Genomic DNA, 26,012 nt, shown 5'->3' on the forward strand with positions numbered 1-26,012 from the left:
CCATGCGCACCCTGATCGAGGCGGCGCTGGACCGTTCGCGCACCACCCTGCTGCTGCTGGCCTCGCTGCTGCTGGCCGGGCTGGCCGCCTGGCAGGCGGTGCCCAAGGAGGCCAACCCGGACATCGCCATCCCCATCATCTACGTGTCGCTGGCCCTGGAGGGGGTGAGCCCGGAGGATGGCGAGCGCCTGCTGGTGCGCCCCATGGAGCAGGAGCTGCGCGCCATCGAGGGCGTGCGCAAGATGACCGCCCAGGCGAGCGAAGGCCACGCCGCCGTGACCCTGGAGTTCGACGCCGGCTTCGACCCGCGCCAGGCGCTGGCCGACGTACGCGAGAAGGTCGACATCGCCAGCGCCTCGCTGCCCGACGAGGCCGAGGAACCCCGCGTCTTCGAGGTCAACGTGGGCCTCTTCCCGGTGCTCACCCTGGGACTCTCCGGCCCCCTGGAGGAGGCTCAGCGTCTGGCCGTCGCCCGCCGCCTGCAGGACGAGATGGAGGGCATCGCCGAGGTGCTGGAGGTGGAGCTCGGCGGCGAGCGGGAGGAGCTGCTGGAGATCGTCATCGACCCCCAGGTGCTCGACGGCTACGGGGTCGACTTCGAGGAGCTGTTCAGCCTGATCAGCCGCAACAACCGCCTGGTGGCTGCCGGCAGCCTCGACACCGGCGCCGGGCGCACGCCGGTGAAGGTGCCCGGGGTGATCGACGCCCTGGACGATGTCCTGCAGATGCCAGTCAAGGTCGAGGGCGACCGGGTGGTGACCTTCGCCGAGGTGGCCTGGATTCGCCCTACCTTCAAGGACCCCGAAGGCTTTGCGCGGATCGACGGCGAGCCGGCCCTGGTGCTGGAGGTGGTCAAGCGCGCCGGTGCCGACCTCATCGCCACCGTGGAGGGAGTGCGCGCGGTGCTCGACGAGGCCGCACCGCTGCTGCCCGAGGGGCTGACCATCACCACCATCATGGATCAGTCCGAGATGGTCGAGACCATGCTCGACGAGCTGCTCAACAACGTCATGACCGCGGTGGTGCTGGTGCTGGTGGTGATCCTGGCGGTGATGGGGCTGCGCAGTGCGCTGATGGTGGGCCTGACCATTCCCGGCGCCTTTCTCACCGGCATCCTGCTGATCTGGGCGATCGGCTACACCCTCAATATCGTGGTACTGTTCGCGCTGATCCTGGTGGCCGGCATGCTGGTGGACGGCGCCATCGTGGTCAGCGAGCTGGCCGACCGCCACCTGCGCGACGGCCAGCCGCCCCGCGAGGCATGGATCAACGCCGCCGCGCGCATGAGCTGGCCGGTGATCGCCTCCACCGCCACCACCCTGGCGGTGTTCGTGCCGCTGCTGTTCTGGCCCGGGGTGGTGGGCGAGTTCATGAAGTACCTGCCGGCCACGGTGATCCTCTGTCTGCTGGCATCCCTGGCCATGGCGCTGGTGTTCCTGCCCACCCTGGGCGGGGCGTTCAGCGCCCGCCGGCACCAGGGCGGCGAGCCCGGCAATCCGGTCAGCGCCGGCGGGCGCCTCTACCGGGCGGTGCTGGCCCGGCTGCTGGCGTGGCCGGGCTATACCCTGCTGCTCGCCCTGCTGCTGATGGCGCTGATCTACACCGGCTACGGCCGCTTCCACCACGGGGTGGAGTTCTTTCCCGAGGTGGATCCCGACAGCGCCCAGGTGCTGGTGCGCAGCCGGGGCGACTTCTCCGCCGTGGAGAAGGACGCCATGGTACGCCGGGTGGAGGTGCGACTGGCCGGCATGGGCGAGGTCGAGGCCCTCTACGCGCGCTCCTACGCCACCCCCGACGAGCAGCTCGGCAGCGACGTGATCGGCGTGGTGCAGTTCCAGCTGGTCGACTGGCACCAGCGGCGCCCGGCCCGGGCCATCATGGCCGAGATGGCCGAGCGCACCGCCGCGCTGCCGGGCATCGCCCTGGAGTTTCGTGAACAGGACATGGGACCGGGCGCGGGCAAGCCCATCGTGCTGGAGATCAGCGCGCCCACCGCCGAGCGCGCCGCGGCGGCGGTGGAAACGCTGCGCGATGCCATGGCCCGGCTCGGCGGCTTTCGCGATATCGAGGACAATCGCAGCCTGCCGGGAGTGGAGTGGCGACTGAACGTGGACCGCGAAGCGGCGGCCCGCCTGGGCGCCGACGTGGCCGCGGTGGGCAGCGCCGTACAGCTGGTCACCACCGGCCTGCAGGTGGCCAGCTATCGCCCGCCCGAGGCCCGCGACGAGGTGGACATCCGCGTGCGCCTGCCCGAGGCGTGGCGCTCGCTGGACCAGTTGGACCGGCTGACCCTCAACACGCCCCGTGGCCAGGTGCCCGTCGCGCACTTCGCCAGCCTGGAGCCGGCGCCGCGGGTGGGCACCCTGCACCGTATCGACGGGCGGCGCGCCATCACCCTGGAGGCCGACGTGGCCGAGGGCCACCGCCCGGACGAGCGGCTGCAGGCGCTGCTCGAAGCGCTCGGCGAGCCGCCCGAGGACGTGCTGGTCAACGTGGCCGGCGAGCAGGAGGAGCAGGACGAGGCCAGCCGCTTCCTGATCACCGCCTTCCTGGTGGCGGTGGCGCTGATGGCGATGATCCTGGTCACCCAGTTCAACAGCCTCTACCAGGCGGCGCTGGTGCTCTCGGCCATCGTCTTTTCCACCGCGGGAGTGCTGATGGGGCTGCTGATCAACGGCCAGCCGTTCGGCATCGTCATGGTGGGCATGGGGATCATCGCCCTGGCGGGCATCGTGGTGAACAACAATATCGTGCTGATCGACACCTACAACCAGCTGCGCCGCGAGGGGCTCGCCCCCGCTGCCGCGGCGCTGGAGGCCGGCGGCCTGCGGCTGCGCCCGGTGCTGCTCACCGCCATCACCACGGTGCTGGGACTGATGCCGATGGTGCTGGGCGTCAACGTCAATCTCTTCGCCCCTAGCCTGGGCATCGGCGCGCCCTCGACCCAGTGGTGGACCCAGCTCTCCAGCGCCATCGCCGGGGGCCTGGTCTTCGCCACCGGCCTGACCCTGCTGCTCACCCCCTGCATGCTGGTGCTGGGAGTGCCTAGAGGGGCGAGGAACGAGGGGCGAGGAGCAAGGGCCCAGGAACGAGGGCCCGGGCTGGATGAAGGAGATGGGATCTAAGGGATGACGTCAGGCGTGGGGCTGGGCGGCGCTGGACGAGGCGCCCGGGGTGTGGGCGGCATGCAGCCGGGCGATCAGCTGGTCCTCCAGGGCGAAGCGTTCGGTGAGCCCCTTGGCCAGGCGATCGAGCCAGGCCGGAAGGCGCGGCAGGTAGTGCTGGCAGCGCACCGGAGTGGAGTAGTCGGCATCGAAGGCGAGCACCAGCTCGGTGGACATGTCCAGGCGCTCGAGCAGCTTGTCGGCGATGCCCAGGGCGTCGTCGTCGTCGAAGGCGCGGGCCTCCTCGCGCAGCTGGGGATAGATCTCGAAGTGACCGGCGCTGATATAGTCCATCAGCAGCTCGCTGAAGCGGTCGATCTGCGCCTTGCCCACCGCCTCCAGCTCGGCATCGCAGGCCTCCTTGAGCTCCAGGAAGCTGACCAGCAGCTCACGACGCTCGTCGAGCCAGCGGTCGACCAGCTTGTGAACGCCTCCCCAGCGCTCCTGGGCCGTCTTGCAGTCTTCCAGCATGTACGCCTCCCTTGCGGCTATCGACCTGACCCCACCTCGGCAAGCCCTCAGGGTTCTCTCGCCGGGGAGTCTCAGACTCGCTCGTGGACGGTGTCGCTGTCAATCCTGAAACCGGCCTTCTCTGGGTTATCACCCGCTACCCCGTGGGAGGGACGGTTCGACGCCTCGACTTCAGCTCGCGAAGCAGTGCGCAGCACTGCCAAGGCGGCAACCGCCAGGCGCCTGACGGCACCTTCGCCCGGCAGAGCCGGCCTCCCACACTGACCTGCCAGCGGCTAGGCAGAGTGTTGGGTGTCCTGGCGCCGCGGGCTCAGTGCCAGGCGCAGCAGGCCCAGCGGCACCAGGGCCAGCACCACGAAGCCGATCAGGGTCCAGCCGGGCAGCGAGATGCCGGCCAGCAGGAAATCGATCTCGGCGCACTCCCCGGAGCCGGAAAACACCATGGACACCACCTGGCGCAGCGGCAGGATCTCCATCATGTAGTCGAGCCCGGGGCCGCAGCTGGGCACCTGCTCCGGCGGCAGCGACTGCAGCCACAGGTGGCGCCAGGCCACGCCGATGCCGCCGAGCACCGCGACCAGCGACAGGCCGCCGTAGGCCGCCGCCCCCAGCCGTCCGGCGGGATTGTGGATGGCGGCGACCCCAAACACCGCCGCCGCCGCGAGGACGGCCACGCGCTGGAAGATGCACAGCGGGCAGGGGGCGAGCCCGGCGATATGCTCGAGACCCAGGGCCACGGCCATCATCAGCGCGCAGAAGGCCAGGCCGGCCAGGCTCCACTGGCGTACGCTCATCCGCCGCAGTCTCGCCGTCATCGTCATGCCTCGCTGCCTCCCAGCCGCCGTGGCGCGATCCGGGGCTCCCGGGCGCGGTCAAAGTAGTCGCCAAGGAAGGCCTCGAAGTTCTGGGTATCCCCCGCCTCGATGTCGCGCTGCTGCTGATGGGAGGTCTGGGCCAGCTCGGCGAAGAGCGCCTCGCAGGCGGGGTCCATGGGCTCGCCACGCAGCTGCTCGGCCTGCTCCCTGGCCAGCGCCAGCATGGCATCGACGAACTCCTCATCGCGCTCCTCGAGCCGCGCGAGCAGCCGCCCCGAGGGGGTCAGGGCAGGCTCCGCGAGGCTCGGCGCCAGGTCTGCCAGGGCCGCCGCGTGGGGCACGCCCTCCTCCAGACGGTCGAGCAGCCCGGCCACTGCGGCCATCTCGTCGAAGATCTCGCCGCCCCAGTCGGCCACCGAGCGGCGCTGGCCGTCGTGGACCAGGCGCATGGCCGGGTCGCGGCCCCGCTCCACCACCCGCTGGCGGTTGTCGTCGAGGCGGTCGCACTCCTCGTCGGAGATCCAGGGGCTCTCCTTGAGCAGGCACCACATCAGGAAGGTATCGAGAAAGCGCATCCGCGATGCGTCGATGCCCAGGGTCAGGAAGGGGTCGAGGTCCAGACAGCGTACCTCGATGTACTCCACGCCGCGCGCCTCCAGCGCCTGGCTGGGGGTCTCGTCGTGGCGCATGACCCGCTTGGGGCGGATATCGCTGTAGTACTCGTTCTCGATCTGCAGGATATTGGCGTTGAGCTGGCGCCACTCGCCGTCGACTCGCACCCCCATCGCTTCGTAGGCCGGCCACGGCGTGGAGATGGCGTGGCGCAGGGTCCCCACGTAGTTGGACAGCGAGTTGAAACAGATCTTGAGCTGCGCCTGGACCTTGTTCTGGTAGCCCAGATCCGACATGCGCAGGCTGGTGGCATAGGGCGAGACCAGGGTATCGCGGCCGTGGGCCTGGAGCTTGTCGGGCACCTCGCCGCTCGGCAGGAAGCTGCGGTCCAGCGCCGGCGAGGCGCCGAACAGGTAGAGCAGCAGCCAGCTGTGGCGGCGAAAGTTGCGAATCAGCCCGAAATAGCGGCCAGAGCGGTAGTCACTCATCGCCTCGCCGGTGGCCCCGTCCAGTTCGCGCAGCAGCGACCAGAGCTCGTCGGGCAGCGAGACATTGTAGTGGGTGCCGGCGATGGCCTGCATGATCCGCCCGTAGCGCACGTCGAGCCCCTTGCGGTAGACGTGCTTCATGGTGCCCACGTTGGAGCTACCATAGTCGGCGATAGTCACGCTGTCGTTGCCGGCCAGCCGCGCCGGCATGCTGGCCGGCCAGATCAGCTCCTCGCCCAGGTGGCGGTAGCTGTAACGGTGCAGGTCGGCGAGAAAGGCCGCCGCATCCTCCGGCCGGCCGTAGACCGGGGTGATGTACTCCAGCAGCGCCTCCGAATAGTCGGTGGTGATATGCGGATGGGTCAGCTTGGAGCCGAAGGCGGCCGGATGCGGCGTCCCGGCGATACGGCCCGCCGGGTCGACGCGCAGCCCTTCCTTTTCCAGGCCGCGGCGCAGTCGACCAAAGCGACCTTCGGCGGCGGGCCCCTCGAGGCGCTTGATGAGGGAGGCGAGTGAATCGGACAAGTTGGTCACCCCTGTCTTGAAGAACGGTCGTGGACGCTGGCAAGCAGGCGTTTCACACTTCATGGCGGCGGACAGCGCCGGCACCGGGCATGCCCGAATTATGCCGCCCGCCGGCACCGAATCAAAGGTTAGCCGGCTATGTTTTGCCGCGATCCCACCGACATCGCCAGCCGCCCCTGTTCATTTTTGGTTCATCGCAGACTGGCGTGAACTTGCCCTGTGGGAGGGACGGTTCGACGCCTCGACTTCAGCTCGCGAAGTAGTGCGTAGCGCTACCCATGGGGCGCCTGCGGCGCCTTCGTCGAAGCGTCGAACCGCCGGCAGAGCCGGCCTCCCACCATAAAACCTGCCAGACATGTTCACGCTAAAGTGCGAAGAACCTCATTTTTTCTGCTTGGCTTTGAGCAGCGCCTCGCCCAGAGCACCCAGCTGCCCGCCTGCCCCGGCGTCCTGCTTGGTCGCGCCACGCCGGCTCTGCTTACGCGCCGGCTTGCCACTGCCGCGACGCGAGGCGTCGCCGTCGCGCCGCGACCGGCCGCGGCCCCCCTCGCCGGCCTCGTCGTCGGGCTGGTCGTCCAGACGCATGGTGAGGCCGATGCGCGAGCGCTCCAGGTCCACGCTCATCACCTTGACCTTGACGATATCGCCCGCCTTGACCACCGAACGCGGGTCCTCGACGAAGGTGTTAGAGAGCGCCGAGATATGCACCAGGCCGTCCTGGTGCACGCCGATATCGACGAAGGCGCCGAAGTGGGTGACGTTGGTGACGCTGCCCTCGAGGATCATCCCCGGCTCCAGGTCCTTCAGGGTCTCGACCCCCTCGCGGAACTCGGCGGCCTTGAACTCGGGGCGCGGGTCGCGGCCCGGCTTGTCAAGCTCAGTGAGGATATCGCTGACGGTGGGCACGCCGAAGCGCTCGTCGGCGAACGCCTCCGGGCGGAGCGCCTTCAGGGTGGCGCTGTCGCCGATCAGGCCGGCGAGCGGCCGCCCGCTCTGCTCGGCGATGCGCTCCACCAGCGGGTAGGCCTCCGGGTGCACCGCGCTGGCGTCCAGCGGGTTGTCGCCGTTCATGATGCGCAGGAAACCGGCGCACTGCTCGAAGGTCTTGGGCCCGAGCCGGCTCACCTTCAGCAGCTGCTTGCGGCTGGCGAAGGGCCCCTCGGCGTTGCGCCGGGCGACGATGTTCTCGGCCAGCGCCGCATTGAGCCCGGCGACCCGCGAGAGCAGCGCACTGGAGGCGGTGTTCAGGTCCACGCCCACGGCGTTGACGCAGTCCTCGATCACCGCCTCCAGGCTCTTGGAGAGCTGCAGCTGGGAGACGTCGTGCTGGTACTGCCCTACGCCGATGGACTTGGGCTCGATCTTGACCAGCTCGGCCAGCGGGTCCTGCAGGCGCCGGGCGATGGAGACCGCGCCGCGCACCGTGACGTCCAGCTCCGGCAGCTCCCGGCTGGCGTACTCCGAGGCGGAGTAGACCGAGGCACCGGCCTCGCTGACCATCACCTTGGCAAGCGCTCGCTTCCCGGCAAAGAGCTTGACCAGCTCGCCGGCCAACTTGTCGGTCTCGCGGCTGGCGGTGCCGTTGCCCACGGCGATCAGCGCCACATCGTGGCGCTCCACCAGTTTGGCGAGCTCGGCCAGCGAGGCGTCCCAGGCGTTGCGGGGCGCATGGGGATAGATCGTGGTATGGGCGAGGAACTGGCCGGTGGCGTCCACCACCGCCACCTTGCAGCCGGTGCGCAGGCCCGGGTCGATGGCCAGCGTCGCCTTCTGCCCCGCCGGGGCGGCCAGCAGCAGGTCCTTGAGGTTGGCGGCGAAGACCTCGATGGCCTCGAGCTCGGCGCGCTCGCGCAGCCGCCCCATCAGCTCGGTCTCCAGGTGGGTGTAGAGCTTGACCCGCCAGGTCCAGCGCACCACGTCGCGCAGCCACTTGTCGGCGGCGCGCCCTTCGTCACGGATATCGAAGTGCCGGGCGATGGCCACCTGGGCCGGATGAATCGGCGCCTCCTCCTCGCCGGGCAGCCTGATGGCCAGCGTCAGCACGCCCTCGTTGCGGCCGCGGAACATGGCCAGCGCGCGATGCGAGGGCACCTTGGCGAGCCGCTCGTCGTGCTCGAAGTAGTCGGAGAACTGGCACCCTCGCGCTCCTTGCCGGCGATCACCCGGGCGCTGAGCTCGCCCTCCTGCCAGAGCCGCTCGCGCAGCTGCCCGACCAGCTCGGGGTCCTCGGCGAAGCGCTCCATCAGAATCTGCCGCGCGCCGTCCAGCGCCGCCTTGGCGTCCTCCACGGCGGGGATATCGCCTTCCGCGGGCCGGAGGTACTTGGCCGCCTCGGCCTCGGGGTCCAGGGTGGGGTCGGCCAGCAGCGCATCGGCCAGGGGCTCGAGCCCCGCCTCACGGGCGATCTGGGCCTTGGTGCGGCGCTTCTTCTTGTAGGGCAGGTAGAGGTCTTCCAGGCGCTGCTTGGTGTCGGCGGCCTGGATCTGTCCCTCGAGCTCCGGGGTCAGCTTGCCCTGCTCGTCGATGGCGGCGAGCACCGCGACGCGGCGCTCCTCGAGCTCACGCAGGTAGCGCAGCCGCTCGTCGAGCTGGCGCAGCTGGCTATCATCGAGCGCACCGGTGACTTCCTTGCGGTAGCGGGCGATGAAGGGCACGGTGGCGCCGCCGTCGAGCAGCTCGACCGTGGCCTGCACCTGCTGGGGACGAACGGCGAGCTCTTCGGCGAGGCGTGAAATGATCCGGGTCGTGGCGTCCATGACTTCCTTGGTGTTGCGGCAACGAAAGATCGCGCCAAGGTAGCATAAACGCCTCCTCGACGGCAGACGCTACTGCCGGGAGGCTGTCGCCTCTACAAGATTGACAAGGCCCACTGTTGGAGCGCTGGTTCCCATCGCGACCGGCGCCGGTAGGCGCCCTGGAGAAGGTCACTGGCGCTGGCGCTGATCGCCAGCGTGGGCAACACCGCCGGGAGGCTGTCGCCTCCAGTCGCGATCTAAAGATGCTCCTACATTAGAGCATTTCGACCGTAGGAGCGCTGGTTCCCATCGCGACTGGCGCCGATAGGCGCCCTGGAGAAGGTCGCTGGCGCTGGCGCTGATCGCCAGCGTGGGCAACACCGCCGGGAGGCTGTCGCCTCCAGTCGCGATCTAAAGATGCTCCTACATTAGAGCATTGCGACTGTAGGAGCGCTGGTTTCCATCGCGACCGGCGCCGATAGGCGCCCAATCCTGGTAGCACCGCCGCTTCACGCCGGCACGAAGGTGAGCGCCAGGCCATTGTTGCACCAGCGCAGGCCGGTGGGTTCGGGGCCGTCGCTGAACACATGGCCCTGGTGGCCGCCGCAGCGGGCGCAGTGGTACTCGGTGCGGGGCCAGATCATGCGGAAGTCGAGACGGCTCAGCAGATGGCCGGCGACATGGTCGTAGAAGCTCGGCCAGCCGGTACCCGAGTCGTATTTGGTGTCGCTGCGAAAGAGCAGCAGGTCGCAGCCGGCGCAGCGATACTCGCCGTCGCGCCACTCGTCGTCGAGCGGGCTGGAAAACGGCGGCTCGGTGCCGTGCTCGCGGAGAATCTCGAACTGCTCCGGGGTGAGTCGCTCGCGCCACTCGGCGGCGCTGAGCTCCAGGCGCTCGAGGCCCGGGGCCGGGGATAGATCGAGCCGCGGGAAGCCGAACGAGACTCCCGGCAGCAGGGCCACCGCGCCGGTGGCGGCGGAGAGACCCAGAAAATGGCGGCGTTTCATCGGCGAACTCCTGGGGCCAGGCGGTCGGCGTGCACCGGCGGCCTGCCAACGACAACGGGGGAGAGGCCAAGGCCCCTCCCCGTTATGACCGCCAGCCGGTGCCGGCGGTTCGCCCCGGCGCGCTCAGGTCAGGCTGGGGCCCGCCTTGACGATGGCGTCGCTCACGCCGTCGAACTTCTTGAAGTTCTCGACGAACTTGGCGGCCAGCTCCTTGAGCTGACGGTCGTAGGCGGCCTTGTCCTCCCAGGTCTCGCGGGGGTCGAGCAGGCGGAGTCGACCCCCGGCACAGCCACCGGCACGGCCAGGTTGAGGCCCTCGATGCTCTGGGTCTCGACCTCGCGCAGCACGCCGGTCTGAATGGCGCTGATGATCGCCCGGGTGGTGGGAATGGAGAAGCGCGAACCGCCCTCGCCGTAGGCGCCGCCGGTCCAGCCGGTGTTGACCAGATACACCTGGGCGTCCTTCTCGGCCACCCGCTTGATCAACAGGTCGGCATACTCGCGGGCCGGGCGCGGGAAGAAGGGGGCGCCGAAGCAGGTAGAGAAGGTCGCCTCGAGGCCGGCGGAAGAGCCCATTTCGGTGGAGCCCACCTTGGCGGTGTAGCCGGAGAGGAAGTGGTAGGCGGCGGCTTCCTTGGAGAGCACCGACACCGGCGGCAGCACGCCGCTCATGTCGCAGGTCAGGAAGATGATGGCGTTGGGCTCGCCGGCGCGATTCTCCGCTACGCGCTTCTCGACGTGCTCCAGCGGATAGGCGGCACGCGAGTTCTGGGTCAGGCTGTCGTCCGCGTAGTCGGGCTCGCGACGGTCGTCGAGCACCACGTTCTCCAGCACGGTGCCAAACTTGATCGCCTTCCAGATGATCGGCTCGTTCTTTTCGGAGAGATCGATGCACTTGGCGTAGCAGCCGCCCTCGATGTTGAACACCGTGCCCGGCCCCCAGCCGTGCTCATCATCGCCGATCAGGTAGCGCGCCGGGTCGGCGGAGAGCGTGGTCTTGCCGGTGCCCGAAAGACCGAAAAACAGCGTGGTCTCGCCGTCCTCGCCCACGTTGGCCGAGCAGTGCATGGGCAGCACATCGGCCTCGGGCAGCAGGAAGTTCTGCACCGAGAACATCGCCTTCTTCATCTCGCCGGCATAGCGCATCCCGGCGATCAGCACCTTCTTCTGGGCGAAGTTGATGATCACGGTGCCGTCGGTGTTGGTGCCGTCGCGATCCGGATCGCACTGGAAGCCGGCGGCGTTGAGAATGGTCCACTCGTCCTTGGCCGCCGCATTGTAGGCCTCGGGGCGCACGAACATGGTGCGGCCGAAGAGGTTCTGCCAGGCGGTCTCGGTGGTGACCCGCACCGGCAGGTAGTGAACCGGGTCGCTGCCCACATGCAGCTCGGAAACGAAATGCTCGCCGCTACCCAGGTGCTCCTCGACGCGCCCCCAGAGGGCATCGAACTTGTCGGCATCGAAGGGGCGGTTGACGCTGCCCCAGTCGATCTGGGCGCTGGTGGACGGCTCGTCGACGATGAAACGGTCCTTGGGGGAGCGCCCGGTGCGCTCGCCGGTCTTCACCACCAGGGCGCCATTGGCGGCCAGGCGGCCTTCACCGCGCGCCACCGCACGCTCGATGAGCTCGGCGCTGCTGAGATTGACGTGGGCTTGAGGAGCGGCTTGGGTTGTGGTCATGTCGATTCCTGGGCCTTGCGGCCGGTTCTCTCTCGTGGGCCAGGCGTCCGTAACGCCATTGCAGTGAGGGTTCCGATCAGCCCGGGCGGGTCTTGCCGTCTTGTGGTCGGCTAATCGGCCTGAAAGCGGCGCCATTATGGCAAAAAGCGTCGCGGCGGGAAACGCTGCCGTTGGCCGAAGATCATGTAGTTTTACTACTACATGCCGACTACATCGCGACAGGTTGCCGCACCCGCCCTTGTGCATTGCAGCATGACAGGGCGGGCCCAGGAGCCTGTCGGGTTTGACCGATCGTCGCGAGGAACACGGATTTCGAGACAAGTTTATCGATCTGATGAGGCGAATAGCGCGCTATTTAACGAATCAGATCGAATGAAATTGGCCGAAAGCCCGGGTTTCGCAGCAGATCAGCGTTAAGTCCGACAGGCTCCTTGGCGGGGGATCAGTGAAGGGTCGGCGGCTGAGCGCCGTCGCCGGCCAGCAGGGCCTCGACTTCCGGCGGTTCGAAGCGGTAGTGGGTGTGGCAGAAGTGGCACTGGGTCTCGATGGCACCCCGTTCGGCGAGGATCTCGCGCAGCTCGTCTGCCCCCAGGCTGACCAGGGCGTTGGCCAGGCGTTCCCGGGAACAGCTGCAGCCGAAGCGCAGCGCCTTGGGGTCGAAGACCCGTACTGTCTCCTCGTGGTAGAGGCGGCGCAGCACCTCGAGGGGCGCAAGGCCCAGCAGCTCCTCGCGCTTGATGGTATCGGCCAGGTGCACCGTGCGGCCCCAGGCATCACGGTCCTGGTTCTGCGACTCATCGGGCAGGCGCTGCAGCAGCAGCCCGCCGGCGCGCTCACCGTCGGCCTCGAGCCACAGCCGGGTGGGCAGCTGCTCGGACTGGGCGAAGTAGGCCTCCAGGCAGCCGGCCAGGCTGTCGTGGTCCAGCGCCACGATACCCTGGTAGCGGTTGCCCTCGCGGGGGTCCAGGGTGATCACGATCTGGCCGTCGCCGAGCAGGTCGCGAAAGCCGGCACCCTCGTCGGGCATGGGAGCGTCCTCGGCCAGACGCGCGATGGCGCGCAGCTCGCCGCCGGGATTGGACTCGGCCATCAGCAGCGCCAGCGCCCCCTGGCCGCGCACCTCGAGGCTGAGAATGCCGTCGAGCTTCACCGTGTCGGTGAGCAGCGCCACCGCGGCGAGCAGCTCGCCGAGCAGGCGATTGACCGCCGGAGGATAGGCGTGGCGGTCGAGCACCTCTCGGTAGGCCCGCTCGAGGGTGACGATCTCGCCGCGCACGTTGGTGTCGTCGAAAAGGAAACGTTGGATCTGGTCGGTCATGTCGTGAGTTACCAACTGAGTGTATAGGTGCAGGCGCCAGGTTCGGGCAGCGCTGCGCGCTGCTTCGCGCGATAAATCGCCCTCCCACGGGACGAGTCACCGATGCAGCAAGCCAGTGTGGGAGGCCGCGGTTCGACGTCTCGACGCTTCCGGCGGTTCGGCGGTTCGGCGGTTCGGCGGTTCGACGCTTCGGCGAAGGCGACGCAAGCGCCAAAAGAAGGCCATCCGTGTAGGCTAGTCCTCGCCGCTCTCTTTGAATCGCCGGATATCGCGGCGCTGCTTCTTGTCGGGGCGCTTGAGCGGGTGCTGCATCGCCTGCTGGGTCAGCCTGCGCCCCTCGGCCTCTCGGCTGCGTCGTTCGACGCTTTCGGGGGTTTCGCGGTAGAGCTCGCGGGCCTCGGGAGCGCCGCGGCGCTGGTCGGAGAGCGCCACCACCTCCACCTCCCAGACGTCCCAGCCCTGGGGCACGCGAACGATAGCGCCCACCTCGACGCCCTTGCTGGTCTTGGCCCGGGCGCCGTTGTAGTGCACCTTGCCGCCCTCGATGGCCTTCTTGGCCAGGGCGCGGGTCTTGAAGAAGCGCGCCGCCCATAGCCACTTGTCGAGCCTGACGCTACTCATCGGCACCCTCCCGTGGCGTCTCCCGGCGCATCTCGGCGGGCAGCTCCCCGGGCAGGAGGGTGGCGAAGCGGTCCAGAGCGATGAACGCCTCGAGCTCCTTCTCCGGCCGGGTGCTGTCGGGCTGCTTGATGCCCAGCAGATGGCGCACGCCGTATTCGCGGGCGCTCTCCAACACCTCGGGATTGTCATCGATGAACAGGGTGCGCGCCGGATCGAAGGGCTCCACTTCCTGCAGCGCGAACCAGAACTCCTGGGCCTCCTTGGGCACCCCCAGGTCCGCCGAGGAGACGATGGCGTCCAGGTACTCCTCGAGGCCGGTGAGCGGCAGCTTGAGTTCCAGGCTCTCGCGGTCGGCGTTAGTGGCCAGCACCACCCGCGGATGGGCATGCCTGAGCCACCGGAGAAAATCCAGGGCGTCGCCGCGCAGGCCGATCAGGTGCTGCACCTCGCGCTTGAGGGCGAGAATGTCGACCCCCAGCTCACGGCTCCAGTAGGCCAGGCTGTACCAGTTGAGGGTGCCCTTCTCGCGGATGATCCGCGAGCGCACCGTCTCCTGGGTGGCCTCGTCCAGGCGGTGCAGCTCCACGTAGCGACGCGGCAGGTGTTCCAGCCAGAAGTGGCTGTCGAAGTGCAGGTCCAGCAGGGTGCCGTCCATGTCCAGCAGAACGGTGTCGATGGCGCGCCAGTCGATCATCGCGGCTCCGGGTGGCATCGGGTCAGGGGGAAGGCGTGCTATTGTACCAGCCAGCCCTGTCACGCAGAAATGGAGTTCCCATGCCCGATTCCCAGTGGCCGCCGAAACCCCGGGTGCTGTCCTGCCAGTCGGTGGCCAGAAGCCGCCTCTTTCATGTCGAGTCGCTGGCGCTGCGCTTTTCCAACGGCGCCGAGCGCACCTTCGAGCGCCTGAGCGGCAGCGACCAGGGGGCGGTGATGATCGTCGCCATGCCCGACCCGGAGCATGTGCTGCTGATCCGCGAGTACGCTGCCGGCTTCGAGGACTATGTGCTGACCCTGCCCAAGGGGCTCATCGACCCGGGGAGGACGTGATCAGCGCCGCCAACCGCGAGCTGATGGAGGAGTGTGGCTTCGGCGCTGAGCGCATCGAGCCGCTGGTGGAGCTGTCGCTGGCCCCCAACTACATGCGTCACCGCATGCAGGTGCTGCTGGCCACCGAGCTCTACCCCAGGCGCCTGCCCGGCGACGAGCCGGAGCCGCTGATCGTCGAGACCCACGCCCTGGAGGAGCTGCCCTCGCTGCTGCTGCGAGAGGATTTCCACGAGGCCCGGGCCATCGCCGCGCTCTACATCGCCCGTGACACCCTGCGTCAGCGCCAGGCGCAGGACATTCCGCCGAGCTGGTAGCCGTCCCGCGCTTGTTGTCACGGCGATCGCTCGGGGCTCAGTGGCCGTGCAGGCGGCGTCGGCTGCCGCCCTCCTTGAGCCGAATCCAGCGCCCCTGGCGATAGCTGTCGAGCCCCGCCTCGAGCAGGGTCATGACCGCCAGGGCCTCGTCCAGGGTCACCGGCGGGGGCGCTAGGCCGGCCAGCGCATCGAAGATGCCGGCATAGAAGGCCGAATAGTCGCCGCACGGGGCAGGCGCCTCACGACTGACCAGGGCGACGTTGTCCGCGCTGCCTTCGTTGAGGGTCAGGGTCCCCGGGGACGCGTCCACGCCCCAGCCGGGCGTCGGCCGGCGCCCCTCGCGCAGCCAGGCCTCCTGGGGGTCGCCGCCGTACTTGACGAAGCCGCCGCGGCCGGCGTGCAGCGCCACCCGCGGGGTCGCTTCGGCGACCAGCGAGCTGGCCTGCAGACTGACCCTCAGGCCGTCATACTCCAGCAGCGCCAGGAAGTCGTCGTCGACTTCGGCCCCCTCCCGTACCGCCGCCAGCTCCAGCAGGATCGCCCGGGGCATGCCGAACAGCTGCAGGACCTGATCCAGCAGGTGGGGCGCCAGGTCGTACCAGATGCCGCTGCCGGGGCGATGTCGGTCGCGCCAGCGGTCGCTGACCGCGGGGCGAAAGCGGTCGAAACGCAGCGCCAAGGAAACCGGCCGCCCGAGGCTGCCGGCCTTCAACACCGCTTGCAGGGCCAGGAAGTCGCTGTCCCAGCGGCGATTGTGGAAGACGCTGACGACCCGCTCGGCCTTCTCCGCCTGGGCCTTGAGCAGCCGCGCCTCGGAGAGGGTCACGGTGACGGGCTTGTCGATCACCAGGTGCTTGCCGGCCGCCAGCGCCGCCTTGGCTAGCGGAAAGTGGGTGTCGTTGGGCGTGGCGATCACCACCAGGTCGATATCGCGCCGGGCGAACAGCGCCGCCGCCTTGGGCAGCACCGCCACCTCGGGCAGTGCCGCCTCGACGTCATCGGGTCGGCTGCTGACCACCGCCAGGAGCTCGAGCCCCTCGGTCGCCTGAATCAGCGGCGCGTGAAAGGTCCGGCCGGCACTGCCGAAACCGACCAGGCCAACGCCGTAGCTGTGCTTGATCATGGACAACGCATCCCTGCCAGGTCGCGAAGCGCCGGGGCCCCGGCGCTTCGCCGTGACTCAATCGAGCTTGGAGAGATCGCGCACCGCGCCCTTGTCGGCCGAGGTGGCCAGCAGCGCATAGGCCTTGAGCGCCGGAGAGACCTTGCGGTCGCGCTGGATGCTTGGCTTCCAGGCGGCCGCCCCCTTCGCCTCCTCCGCCTCGCGGCGCGCGGCGAGCTCGGCGTCGCTGAGCTTGACGTTGATCGCCCGGTTGGGAATATCGATCTGGATGATATCGCCGCTCTCCACCAGGCCGATGGCGCCGCCCGCCGCGGCCTCCGGCGAGACGTGGCCGATGGAGAGCCCCGAGGTGCCCCCGGAGAAGCGCCCGTCGGTGAGCAGCGCGCACGCCTTGCCGAGGCCCTTGGATTTCAGATAGCTGGTGGGATAGAGCATCTCCTGCATACCCGGGCCGCCCTTGGGCCCTTCGTAGCGGATGATGACCACCTCGCCCTCCTTCACCTGGCCAGTGAGGATATGCTCCACGGCCTGGTCCTGGGACTCCACCACATGGGCCGGCCCCTCGAAGACCAGGATGGAGTCGTCGACGCCGGCGGTCTTCACCACGCAGCCGTCCACGGCGATATTGCCCTGGAGCACCGCCAGGCCACCCTCCCGGGAGAAGGCGTGGGCCAGGTCGCGGATGCAGCCGCTGGCGCGGTCGCCGTCCAGGCTCGGCCAGCGGGCGCTCTGGGAGAAGGCCACCTGGGTCGGCACCCCGCCGGGGCCGGCGCGGTAGAACTCCACCACCTCGGGGCTGGGGCTGCGCATGATGTCCCACTCGTCGAGCGCCTGCGCGAGACTGTCACCGTAGACGGTGGGCACCCGGGTATCCAGCACCCCGGCGCGGTCGAGCTCGCCGAGGATCGCCATGATCCCGCCGGCGCGATGCACGTCCTCGATATGGTACTGCTGGGTATTGGGGGCCACCTTGCAGAGCTGCGGCACCTCCCGGGAGAGGCGATCGATGTCGGCCATGGTGAAGTCGACCTCGGCCTCCTGGGCGGCGGCCAGCAGGTGCAGAATGGTGTTGGTGGAGCCGCCCATGGCGATGTCCAGGGTCATGGCGTTCTTGAACGCCGCCTTGGCGCCGATGGCGCGGGGCAGCAGGTGGGCCTCGTCGCCTTCGTAGTAGCGCTTGGCCAGCTCGACGATGCGGTGGCCGGCGTTCTCGAACAGGCGGCGGCGGTCGGCGTGGGTGGCCACCACGGTGCCGTTGCCCGGCAGCGCCAGGCCCAGCGCCTCCATCAGGCAGTTCATGGAGTTGGCGGTGAACATGCCGGAGCAGCTGCCGCAGGTGGGGCAGGCGCTGCGCTCCACTTCCGCCAGGGTCTCGTCGTCGACGCTGTCGTCGGTGGCCATGACGATGGCGTCCACCAGGTCGAGGCCATGGTCGAGCAGCTTGGTCTTGCCCGCCTCCATGGGCCCGCCGGAGACGAAGATCACCGGAATATTGAGGCGCATGGCGGCGTTGAGCATCCCGGGGGTGATCTTGTCGCAGTTGGAGATGCACACCAGGGCGTCGGCGCAGTGGGCGTTGACCATGTACTCGACGCTGTCGGCGATCAGGTCGCGGCTGGGCAGCGAGTAGAGCATGCCGTCGTGGCCCATGGCGATGCCGTCATCCACGGCGATGGTGTTGAACTCCTTGGCCACTCCGCCGGCCTTCTCGATCTCGCGGGCCACCAGCTGCCCCATGTCCTTCAGGTGCACGTGCCCGGGCACGAACTGGGTGAAGGAGTTGGCCACGGCGATGATCGGCTTGTGGAAGTCGTCATCCTTCATGCCGGTGGCGCGCCACAGGGCGCGGGCGCCGGCCATGTTGCGGCCGGCGGTGGTGGTGCGGGAACGATACTCGGGCATGGTGTCCTCTTATGCTCAGTCACGCCGTTTTCGGCCATTCGCGATGGCGCACGGTCTGGGTGTCCAGGTTGGCCATAGATTCTGGCATGGGGCCGGCCGTCAGGCCAGGCCCTGAGCTGGACGTCTTGCACCTCGAGACGGCTGGCAGGAAGATAGTCCGTAGCCTTCACGGCGCCGCAACCTTATCCAGGAGAAAGCCGCCATGCCATCTGCCGCAGTTGACGAAGATGCGAAGCAAGCGGTCATGCTGGAAGCCATCGTGTCTCTGGCACGCGAGCGCGAAGACCTGGCGGCCATTTGGCTCTATGGCTCAAGAGCACGCGGGGAGCACCAACCATACAGCGACTATGACCTGGCCGTTGCCTTTACTTCCTGGATCACAGACCCGCTCGAGCGGCGTCTTCGCCCCGAACTGCTGGCGCTGGAGTGGCAACGCGCGCTGGGCCTGGAAGAGCATATGTTAAGCGTGGTGGACCTGGCGATCGCCCCCATTCCCCTGGGTTGGAGCATCCTCAGCCAGGGCGCGCTGCTGGCAGACTTCCATCGGGAGATCAGAATGCGCCAGGAATCCCGCATTCTTTCTCGCTGGGAGATCGACTACCTTCATCCGGAGGGCATCCATGCCTGACAGCTCGCCCCAAAGCGCCTACCTGCTCGCCCAACGCCAACACCTTGCCGAGTGTGCACAGGATCTCGCCGACCTCAGGACGATTCTGCAACAGCGGCAGTGGAGCCGACTGGAGCGACATGCCGCCGAGCGCACCCTGCAAATCCTGATCGAAGCCTGCATCGGCCTGGCCAAGCACTGGGCACGAAGCGAAACGGGGATGGTCTGCCGGGATGCCGTTACCGGCTTCGAGCGGCTAAGGGACGCCGGCAAGGTCGATAGCGACATGCCATGGCGCAAGATCATCGGACTTCGCAACGTCCTGGTGCATGACTATCTGGATGTCGATCCTGAGATCGTGAAGAGCGTGATCGACCATCAGCATTACCGCACGATGATCGATTTCGGTCATCAGGCCCTGGCAGCGCTCGAACGGGGCGAGCAGCCCCGGCTCAACCAGGCTGAAGGGCCTCGAGCGACTCAAGGCAGCACCAGCGGGCTCTCCTCGGGCAGCGGCTCTCTGCCGTACACCACCCAGACGTCCAGCGCCGGGCCCAGGTCGGCGATCAGGCGTAGCGTATCGGGGTGGGCTTCAAGCGTTTGCCGGGCGCAGATGCCCGCCTCGAAGCGACCGTCCAGCAGCCCTTCGGCCACCCCCACGGTAGTGGGCACGTCGATCTCCTCATCGTAGCCGGAGAGGTCGGTGTAGTAGCGGGTGGCCGGCTGGCGCGCCACCCGACGCGGCTCGGCGATCTCACGGCGCGCCAGCAGCGCCAGCGGGTGGCTGCCGGCCACGAAGGTATCCACCGGAAACGCCCGATGCATGTAGCGGCCCACGCAGTCGGCATGGCTGAAGTGGGCAGTGCACTGCAGCACGCGGTCCACCTCGCCGGCCACCAGCGCCGCGAAGGCGGCCGGAAAGTCGTCGATCAGCCGTATCTCGGCATCGGCGAGGCCGCGGGCCTCGAGGTAGCGGCCCAGCACCAGTACGTGGTTGTTGCCCTCGGGGCCCAGCGTGGCAAAGATCATCACTCTTCTCCTTAGAACTCTCGTTGCGGCCTCCGCCTAGGCGCCTGACGGCGCCTTCGCCCGATGAATCGGCCTCCCACACTGCGCCGGGGCGCCTGGCGGCACCTTCGCCCGATGAATCGGCCTCCCACACTGCGCCGGGGCGCCTGGCGGCGCCTTCGCCCGATGAATCGGCCTCCCACACTGTGCCAGGGCGCCTGGCGGCGCCTTCGCCCGATGAATCGGCCTCCCACACCGTGTGGGCGACTGGAGGCCGAAGGACTCCCGGCGGTGTTGCCCAGGCTGGCCATCACCGCGTGCTTCCTACACCGCGAAGATCACCAGCGCTCCGACCACGATCAGCAGCAGTCGCAGCCAGGCCGCCCGGCGGGCGATCACCCCGAAGGAGATGGCCGCCAGCCCCACCGCGATCTTGACCGCATTGAGCACGGCACTGCCGGGGTCGAAGGCCAGACGAATGATGTCGGGGTTGGCGACCATGGCCAGCGGAATGATATAGAGCCCAATGCCCAGCGCCATGGCCTTCATGGCTACCTTGAGCCAGTTCTCGCCGACCATGCCGGCGGCGATGAAGACCCCACCGCACACCGGCGGCGTGATGGTCGAGAGCAGCGCGAACCAGAACACGAAGAGGTGGGCCAGCAGCGGCTCCAGCCCCAGCGCGGTAAGCGCGGGACCTGCCACCGAGACGCAGATCACGTAGGCCGCTGTGGTCGGCACCTCCATGCCCAGGATCAGGCAGGCCAGCGCCGTGAGCAGCAGCGCCGGCCACAGCATATCGTTGGAAAGGGCCAGGATGCCCGAGGTGATCTTGACTCCCAAGCCGGTCAGCGACAGCACTCCGATCACCAGCGAGGCGCAGATGATGATGGAGCCGATCACCGCCACCTGACGCCCCGCTGTCACCAGCGCCGTGGCCAGGCGTGAGGCGAAGCCGCGCAGGGAGAAGGTCAGCGTCACGTCGAAGAACAGCAGCGCCAGGCCGGCGAAGACCGCGAGACTGGCGGCGAACTGTGGCGTATAGCCGCCCAGGAAGATGCGCTCCAACAGGATCACAAAGGGGATCGCAAAGAACAGCGAGGTGATCAGCACCTCGCGTCCCGAGGGGCGATCCTCCTCGGGCATGGGCTTGAGGTCATGACGGGTAGCGTAGGCGTTGATCCCCACCCAGACGGTGGCGAAGTAGAGAATCGCCGGCAGCATCGCCGCCGCCATGATCTGGGTATAGGGCGTACCGGTCAGCTCGACCATCACGAAGGCGCCTGCCCCATCAGCGGCGGCATGATCTGTCCGCCGGAAGAGGCCACGGCCTCGACCCCGCCGGCCATGGCGCGCGGATAGCCCAGGCGGACCATGGAGGGAATGGTGATCGCCCCGGTGGACGCCACGTTGGCCGATGCCGACCCCGAAATGGACCCCATCAGCGCCGAAGAGATGACCGACACCTTGGCCGCGCCGCCGGTGAGCCGCCCCGCCACGGCACCGGCCATGTTCATGAAGCCGCGCCCCGCCTCCCCGGCGTTGAGCACCGCGCCGAAGATCACGAAGATCGCCACCACGCCAACGCTGACGCCGGTGAGCGAGCCCCACAGCCCTCCCTCGGCAATGGTCAGGGTACCCACGAAGCTCTGCATGGGCATCCCGGGATGGCCAAACTGGCCGGGGATGTGCATGCCGAACACCCCGTACAGCAGGGCGCACAGCGCCACGGTGGGCAGCGGCCAGCCGATCGCCCGGCGCGCCGTCTCCAGCGCCAGGCCGATCAAGAAGACCCCTACGGCCATCTGAAAATGGGTATCGATGAAGCCAAACTGGTTGGCCAGCGCCTCTTCGTTAAAGGCGATATAGCCGCAGGCGGCCACGCCCAGGACGGTGAGCACCCAGCCGCTCCAGCGCTCGAAGCGCGTCCGCGCCAGCAGGATCAGGATCCAGGGCAGCGCCAGGGCCATATGGATGGGACGGCTGACCAGCGCCGGGGTCAGGCCGTAGAAGATCAAGCCAAGATGGAAGATGACGCTAATCGCCCCCAGCACCACCCAGGCCGAGTGCAGGCGCGACGCCTCGGCGTCGTCGGCCCTGGCCGACGACGGGGAAGAGATGACAGACATTCGGACTCCGTTACAGGTCCGAGCCCCTGGGGCGGGGCCCGGTTGAGGCATCAGCGCAGCGCGTCGGGAACGTCGATACCGGCCTCATCGTAGTAGCGCACCGCCCCCGGATGCAGGGTGCCGGCGATGTTGCCGATCATGTCGTGGGTGATGCTGCCCCACCAGGCGGTTTCCTCGGCCATGGCGTCGCGGCGCTCCCAGAAAGTCTTGGTCAAGGTGTAGGCGGTCTCGTCATCCATGCCGGTGGTGGTGTAGGCGATCACCGGCAGCGAGGTGGTCTCGACGTCCTGGTCGATGCCCGAGTAGGTGCCGGCCGGAATCGTCTGGCGGGCCGCCCCCGTCGCCTCGATCTGCTCGTCGGTCAGGCTGACCAGGCTGATGGGCATGCTGGCGGCCGTCTCGATGACGTTGGGCGTGGGGAAGGAACTGGCGGTCACGAAGGCATCGATCTGGCCATTCTTGAGCGCATCGGGACCGCTGCCGATGCCGGCGCTGGCGATACGCACCCGATCCATCATGTCGAACAGCTCGAGATAGCGCTCCGCCTCGCGGGCGCCGAAGGTCCCACGGCCGATCAGGATATGCTTGTCTTCGAGCGCCTCCAGGCCGATCACCCCTTCGTCACCCGCCGCCACGAAGTGCATGGTGATCGCCGGGATCGGGAAGAGGCCGCGGATCTCCTGGAAGCGCGGGCTCTGGCGCTCGGCGAAGGCGCCCTCCCCTTCCAAGGCTTGCGCGACCAGCCCCGGGGGCGTGGTGAAGACGTAGTTACCTTGGCGCGCCATGACCTCCATGACGTTTTGCACCGAGCCCTGACTCTCTTCCAGGGTCACCACGATCTCGCCGTCGCTACCGCGGCGAATCGCTTCGGAGAGCTCGACCCCCATCTGGTAGTAGGCGGTCCCCGCGGAAGCGGACTTGTAGGTGACGCGGGTCTCGGCCTGGGCCTGGAACGCCGTAGCGCCCATCACGAGCGCGGCCACGGTCGCCAGCAGCGGGCGGGTGAACTGAGGCATGTCGATCTCCCTTAGTGTCCAATAATGCGTTTGATGGTGATTGTTATCAGTGATGATCACCAAAACACTATAATGCCGATTTTCTGGACGAGGAACCGTTCTGTCATGGAGAAACCGCAAGTCGTTCTGCTGGGGGCGGCCGGCGGCCTGGGCAGGGCCATCGCCGAGGCCCTGCTGGCCCAGGGGGACCGGCTCTGGCTGCTGGACCTTGCCGAGGGTCGCGAAGCGCTCGACGACCTGCTGCAGCGCGGCCCAGGGCAGGCAAGCTTTGTGCCTCTGGACCTGCGCGATCCGGCATCCATCGCCTCCGCCTTTCGGGTCATCGCGGCCGACACCCCATCTCTCGACGCCTGCATCAACGCCGCCGGCGTCATTCACCGAGCGAGCTTCGCGGATACCGACCCCACCGACCTGGAGCGCATCATGGGCGTCAACGTCACGGGCCCCTTTCTGGCCCTACAGCGGGCGGTGGCGCTGATGACGCAAGGCGGCCGCATCGTCAACGTCGCCTCGGCCCACGGCCTGCGTACCGGGCCCGAGCGCAGCGCCTACGCCATGAGCAAGGGCGCCATCCTGGCGCTGACCCGGGCGCTTGCCGTGGAGCTGGGGCCCCGCGGGATCCTGGTCAATGCGGTGGCGCCGGGGCCGGTCAGCGCCGGCATGCAGGATGCCGCCTCGGACTCGCGGCGGCGCTGGCAACAGGCCACGCCGCTGGGGCGCGTGGCCAGAGCCGAGGAGGTGGCCCGTGCCGTGCTACAGCTCGCCTCCCCCGAGAACACCTTTACCACGGGTCAGACGCTGGTGCTCGACGGCGGGGCCACCGCCAGCCTGGGCGCTTAACCAAACACCACCCTGGCCACGTCCCGGTAGCGCTTGGCGAAGTGCACCGTCATCCCCGCCTTTAGGTAGTCGGGCAGCTCCTCGTAGTCGCGGCGGTTGGCGTCGGGCAGGATCACCTCGAAGATCTCGCTGCGCCGGGCGGCGATGATCTTCTCGCGGATCCCGCCCACCGGCAGCACCTGCCCGGTCAGGGTCAGCTCGCCGGTCATCGCCAGGGGGCGGCCGACGGCACGGTGTCGGGCCAGGGAGATCAGCGCCGTGGCCATGGTCACCCCCGCCGAGGGGCCATCCTTGGGCGTGGCGCCCTCGGGCACGTGCAGGTGCACGAAGGCGGAGTCGAAGAAATCGGCATCGGCGCCGTACTCGGGCAGGTGACCCAGCACATAGCTGTAGGCGATATTGGCCGACTCCTGCATCACCTCGCCGAGCTTGCCGGTGAGCTTGAAGCCGCGGGTCAGCGAGTGCACCTTGCCGGCCTCGATGGGCAGGGTCGCCCCGCCCATGGCGGTCCAGGCGAGCCCGGTGACCACGCCCTCCCCCTTGAGCACCTGCTCCTGGCGGAACACCGGCGCGCCGAGGAACGCCTCGAGGTTCTTGACCGATACCTTCACCGTCTGCTGGTCGTTCTCCAGCATCTTGACCGCCGCCTTGCGCACGATGCGGTGCAGCTGCTTCTCCAGCTGGCGCACCCCCGCCTCGCGGGCATAGCCCTCGATCACCTGCTTGAGGGCCGCCTCGGTGAGATTGATGCGTTTCTTGGGGATCTTGTCGCGCTTGAGCAGCTTGGGCCACAGGTGGTGCTTGGCGATGGCCACCTTCTCCTCGGCGATGTAGCCGGAGAGGCGAATCTGCTCCATGCGGTCCAGCAGCGGCCCGGGGATCGAGTCCAGGGTGTTGGCGGTGCAGACGAAGAGCACCTTGGAGAGGTCCAGGCGCACGTCCAGGTAGTGGTCGAGGAAGTCGACGTTCTGCTCCGGGTCGAGCACCTCGAGCAGCGCCGAGGCGGGGTCGCCCTGGAACGACTGGCCCAGCTTGTCGATCTCGTCGAGCATGATCACCGGGTTCTCGACCTCCACCTCCTTGAGCGCCTGCACCAGCTTGCCGGGCATGGCGCCGATGTAGGTGCGCCGGTGGCCCTTGATCTCGGCCTCGTCGCGCATGCCGCCCACCGAGAAGCGGTAGAACTGCCGGCCCAGCGCCTCGGCGATGGAGCGTCCCACCGAGGTCTTGCCTACCCCGGGCGGGCCCACCAGCAACAGGATCGAGCCCCCCACGTCGCCCTTGAAGGTGCCCTCGGCGAGGAACTCGATGATGCGCTCCTTGACGTCCTTGAGGCCGTCGTGATCGCGGTCGAGCACCGTGCGCGCCTGGGCCAGGTCGAGCTTATCGTCGCTTTGCACGCCCCACGGCATGCTGGTCAGCCAGTCCAGGTAGTTGCGAGTGGTGCCGTACTCCGGCGAGCCGGTCTCCAGTACCGCGAGCTTGTCGAGCTCCTCCTCGATGCGGGTGAGCACCTTGGGGGCACCACCAGGCCCTCGAGGCGCTCGCGGAAGGTGTCGACGTCGTTCTCGCGGTCGTCCTTGGAGATGCCGAGCTCGCGCTGAATCACCTTGAGCTGCTCGCGCAGGAAGAACTCGCGCTGGCGCTCCTGCATCTGGGCGTTGACCTGCTCGCTGATCTCGGTCTGCAGCTGGGCGACGTCGATCTCCTTGCGCAGCAGCGGCAGCACCCGCTGCATGCGGTCGAGCACCGGCAGCGTGGCCAGCACCGACTGCAGCTCGTGGCCCTTGGCGGAGGTGATGGCCGCGGCGAAGTCGGTCAGCGGACCCGGCTCGTGGGGGCTGAAGCGGTTGAGGTAGTGCTTGAGCTCCTCGCCGTAGAGCGGGTTGATCGGCAGCAGTTCCTTGATGCCGTTGATGATCGCCATGGCGTAGGCGCGGGTCTCGTCCTCCTCGGCCTCCACCGGCTCCCGGGGGTAGGTCACCTCCACCAGGTAGGGTGGCTTGCGGGAGAGCCAGCGCACGATGCGAAAGCGCCGCAGCCCCTGGGCGATGAACTGCAGCTGCTGATCCTCGCCCTGCAGCTTGTGCACCTTCACCGCGGTACCGATCGCCGGAAAGTGATCGTGGGACAGATTGTCGACCCCGGCATCGCCGACGAAGGCCACGCCCAGCGTGTGGTGAGGGGTCTTGCCGACCCGCCGGATGGTCTCCTCCCAGCGCTCGCGGTTGATCACCAGCGGCTGCACCTGGGCGGGGAAGAAGGGGCGGTTATGAATCGGCAGAAGATAGATGCGCTCGGGCAGGTAGTCGCTGGCCGGGACCACCGCGTGGTGCGAGGTCTCCTCGCCATCCGAGCCCGGCACCTCGTCCGAGGCATTCTCGAAGGCGTCCTGCCAGTCCCGCTCGTCGTGGTCGTGTTCGCTCATGGCATCCTCCCGAAAGGCAATGCCCTGTGGAATGCGGGCGAGGCACGCCAACTTCAAGTCGCGAGGGCGGTTTTTGGGTTCATCGCACTTTAGCGTGAGCATGTTTGGCAAGCTCCAAGGCGGAAGCGACAAAGTGGGAGGGAGCTTCAGCTCGCGAAGTAGC

At 68.2% G+C, this 26,012-nt stretch carries 14 protein-coding genes and 6 pseudogenes; 5 read left to right on the forward strand and 15 right to left on the reverse strand.

The features are described from left to right. Positions 1 to 2: 2 nt before the first annotated feature. Positions 3 to 3,125 (forward strand): efflux RND transporter permease subunit, encoded by a 3,123-nt coding sequence (locus ACSJDS_RS17065; protein WP_473034278.1) that lies wholly within the window; start codon positions 3 to 5, stop codon positions 3,123 to 3,125. Between the two features lie 9 nt (positions 3,126 to 3,134). On the opposite strand, the gene rsd is transcribed toward ACSJDS_RS17065, so the two are convergent. The 9 genes and pseudogenes from rsd to yrfG form a co-directional block, all read right to left on the reverse strand. Then, positions 3,135 to 3,635, reverse strand: coding sequence for a sigma D regulator (rsd, locus tag ACSJDS_RS17070; RefSeq protein ID WP_473034279.1), 501 nt, complete (start codon positions 3,633 to 3,635; stop codon positions 3,135 to 3,137). A 275-nt stretch (positions 3,636 to 3,910) separates the two neighbouring features. Next, positions 3,911 to 4,450, reverse strand: coding sequence for a disulfide bond formation protein B (locus ACSJDS_RS17075; protein ID WP_473034280.1), 540 nt, complete (start codon positions 4,448 to 4,450; stop codon positions 3,911 to 3,913). Positions 4,451 to 4,452: 2 nt separating this feature from the next. Then, positions 4,453 to 6,075 (reverse strand): glutamate--cysteine ligase, encoded by a 1,623-nt coding sequence (gshA, locus tag ACSJDS_RS17080; protein ID WP_473034281.1) that lies wholly within the window; start codon positions 6,073 to 6,075, stop codon positions 4,453 to 4,455. Between the two features lie 381 nt (positions 6,076 to 6,456). Then, positions 6,457 to 8,831: pseudogene (locus ACSJDS_RS17085) on the reverse strand (Tex family protein). Between the two features lie 488 nt (positions 8,832 to 9,319). Then, positions 9,320 to 9,817 (reverse strand): peptide-methionine (R)-S-oxide reductase MsrB, encoded by a 498-nt coding sequence (gene msrB / locus ACSJDS_RS17090; RefSeq protein WP_473034282.1) that lies wholly within the window; start codon positions 9,815 to 9,817, stop codon positions 9,320 to 9,322. A gap of 123 nt (positions 9,818 to 9,940) precedes the next feature. Then, a pseudogene (locus tag ACSJDS_RS17095) lies at positions 9,941 to 11,496 on the reverse strand (phosphoenolpyruvate carboxykinase). Between the two features lie 442 nt (positions 11,497 to 11,938). Continuing rightward, entirely contained in the window at positions 11,939 to 12,814 is an 876-nt protein-coding gene (hslO, locus tag ACSJDS_RS17100; RefSeq protein ID WP_473034283.1) for an Hsp33 family molecular chaperone HslO, read from the reverse strand. A gap of 234 nt (positions 12,815 to 13,048) precedes the next feature. Next, positions 13,049 to 13,435 (reverse strand): ribosome-associated heat shock protein Hsp15, encoded by a 387-nt coding sequence (gene hslR / locus ACSJDS_RS17105; RefSeq protein ID WP_473034284.1) that lies wholly within the window; start codon positions 13,433 to 13,435, stop codon positions 13,049 to 13,051. After that, complete coding sequence (gene yrfG / locus ACSJDS_RS17110; protein ID WP_473034285.1) at positions 13,428 to 14,129, reverse strand: GMP/IMP nucleotidase; 702 nt, start codon at positions 14,127 to 14,129, stop codon at positions 13,428 to 13,430. Before yrfG ends, hslR begins: the two co-directional genes overlap by 8 nt. Before the next feature lie 80 nt (positions 14,130 to 14,209). Between yrfG and nudE the strand changes: the two are divergent. Further along, a pseudogene (nudE, locus tag ACSJDS_RS17115) lies at positions 14,210 to 14,796 on the forward strand (ADP compounds hydrolase NudE). A 37-nt stretch (positions 14,797 to 14,833) separates the two neighbouring features. Here nudE and ACSJDS_RS17120 read toward each other — a convergent pair. Then, complete coding sequence (locus ACSJDS_RS17120) at positions 14,834 to 15,919, reverse strand: oxidoreductase (protein WP_473034286.1); 1,086 nt, start codon at positions 15,917 to 15,919, stop codon at positions 14,834 to 14,836. 57 nt (positions 15,920 to 15,976) lie between these two features. Next, on the reverse strand, positions 15,977 to 17,821 hold the full coding sequence (ilvD, locus tag ACSJDS_RS17125; protein ID WP_473034287.1) for a dihydroxy-acid dehydratase: 1,845 nt from the start codon (positions 17,819 to 17,821) through the stop codon (positions 15,977 to 15,979). Between the two features lie 202 nt (positions 17,822 to 18,023). Here ilvD and ACSJDS_RS17130 point away from each other — a divergent pair, with 202 nt between their 5' ends. Together ACSJDS_RS17130 and hepT are read left to right on the forward strand one after the other, a co-directional pair. Next, the gene (locus tag ACSJDS_RS17130) at positions 18,024 to 18,449 is read left to right on the forward strand and encodes a nucleotidyltransferase domain-containing protein (RefSeq protein WP_473034288.1); all 426 of its coding nucleotides are present in this window, start codon (positions 18,024 to 18,026) and stop codon (positions 18,447 to 18,449) included. Further along, a pseudogene (gene hepT / locus ACSJDS_RS17135) lies at positions 18,442 to 18,771 on the forward strand (type VII toxin-antitoxin system HepT family RNase toxin); the annotation flags it as partial. The gene ACSJDS_RS17130 and the pseudogene hepT, both read left to right, overlap by 8 nt. A 137-nt stretch (positions 18,772 to 18,908) precedes the next feature. Here the strand turns inward: hepT and ACSJDS_RS17140 are convergent. From ACSJDS_RS17140 to ACSJDS_RS17150, 3 genes and pseudogenes are all read right to left on the reverse strand, one after another. Beyond that, positions 18,909 to 19,457 carry a hypothetical protein gene (locus tag ACSJDS_RS17140; RefSeq protein ID WP_473034289.1) on the reverse strand — a complete coding sequence of 183 codons (549 nt, stop codon included), beginning with the start codon at positions 19,455 to 19,457 and terminating at the stop codon, positions 18,909 to 18,911. Positions 19,458 to 19,760: 303 nt separating this feature from the next. Next, positions 19,761 to 21,565, reverse strand: a pseudogene (locus ACSJDS_RS17145) (TRAP transporter permease). A gap of 50 nt (positions 21,566 to 21,615) precedes the next feature. Then, positions 21,616 to 22,581, reverse strand: coding sequence for a TAXI family TRAP transporter solute-binding subunit (locus tag ACSJDS_RS17150; RefSeq protein ID WP_473034290.1), 966 nt, complete (start codon positions 22,579 to 22,581; stop codon positions 21,616 to 21,618). Positions 22,582 to 22,686: 105 nt separating this feature from the next. Here ACSJDS_RS17150 and ACSJDS_RS17155 point away from each other — a divergent pair, with 105 nt between their 5' ends. Beyond that, on the forward strand, positions 22,687 to 23,421 hold the full coding sequence (locus ACSJDS_RS17155; protein WP_473034291.1) for an SDR family NAD(P)-dependent oxidoreductase: 735 nt from the start codon (positions 22,687 to 22,689) through the stop codon (positions 23,419 to 23,421). Here ACSJDS_RS17155 and lon read toward each other — a convergent pair. After that, positions 23,418 to 25,849: pseudogene (gene lon, locus ACSJDS_RS17160) on the reverse strand (endopeptidase La). The gene ACSJDS_RS17155 and the pseudogene lon overlap by 4 nt on opposite strands. Positions 25,850 to 26,012 lie beyond the last annotated feature (163 nt).

The sequence above is a fragment of the Halomonas sp. SL18_1 genome, assembly GCF_055755715.1.

What these genes read in the sequence shown, in the direction of transcription:
- ACSJDS_RS17065 (WP_473034278.1), top strand. Translation starts at nt 3, where the DNA reads ATGCGCACCCTGATCGAGGCGGCGCTGGACCGTTCGCGCACCACCCTG.
- rsd (WP_473034279.1), bottom strand. Translation starts at nt 3,635, where the DNA reads ATGCTGGAAGACTGCAAGACGGCCCAGGAGCGCTGGGGAGGCGTTCAC.
- ACSJDS_RS17075 (WP_473034280.1), bottom strand. Translation starts at nt 4,450, where the DNA reads ATGACGGCGAGACTGCGGCGGATGAGCGTACGCCAGTGGAGCCTGGCC.
- msrB (WP_473034282.1), bottom strand. Translation starts at nt 9,817, where the DNA reads ATGAAACGCCGCCATTTTCTGGGTCTCTCCGCCGCCACCGGCGCGGTG.
- hslO (WP_473034283.1), bottom strand. Translation starts at nt 12,814, where the DNA reads ATGACCGACCAGATCCAACGTTTCCTTTTCGACGACACCAACGTGCGC.
- hslR (WP_473034284.1), bottom strand. Translation starts at nt 13,435, where the DNA reads ATGAGTAGCGTCAGGCTCGACAAGTGGCTATGGGCGGCGCGCTTCTTC.
- yrfG (WP_473034285.1), bottom strand. Translation starts at nt 14,129, where the DNA reads ATGATCGACTGGCGCGCCATCGACACCGTTCTGCTGGACATGGACGGC.
- ACSJDS_RS17120 (WP_473034286.1), bottom strand. Translation starts at nt 15,919, where the DNA reads ATGATCAAGCACAGCTACGGCGTTGGCCTGGTCGGTTTCGGCAGTGCC.
- ilvD (WP_473034287.1), bottom strand. Translation starts at nt 17,821, where the DNA reads ATGCCCGAGTATCGTTCCCGCACCACCACCGCCGGCCGCAACATGGCC.
- ACSJDS_RS17130 (WP_473034288.1), top strand. Translation starts at nt 18,024, where the DNA reads ATGCCATCTGCCGCAGTTGACGAAGATGCGAAGCAAGCGGTCATGCTG.
- ACSJDS_RS17140 (WP_473034289.1), bottom strand. Translation starts at nt 19,457, where the DNA reads ATGATCTTTGCCACGCTGGGCCCCGAGGGCAACAACCACGTACTGGTG.
- ACSJDS_RS17150 (WP_473034290.1), bottom strand. Translation starts at nt 22,581, where the DNA reads ATGCCTCAGTTCACCCGCCCGCTGCTGGCGACCGTGGCCGCGCTCGTG.
- ACSJDS_RS17155 (WP_473034291.1), top strand. Translation starts at nt 22,687, where the DNA reads ATGGAGAAACCGCAAGTCGTTCTGCTGGGGGCGGCCGGCGGCCTGGGC.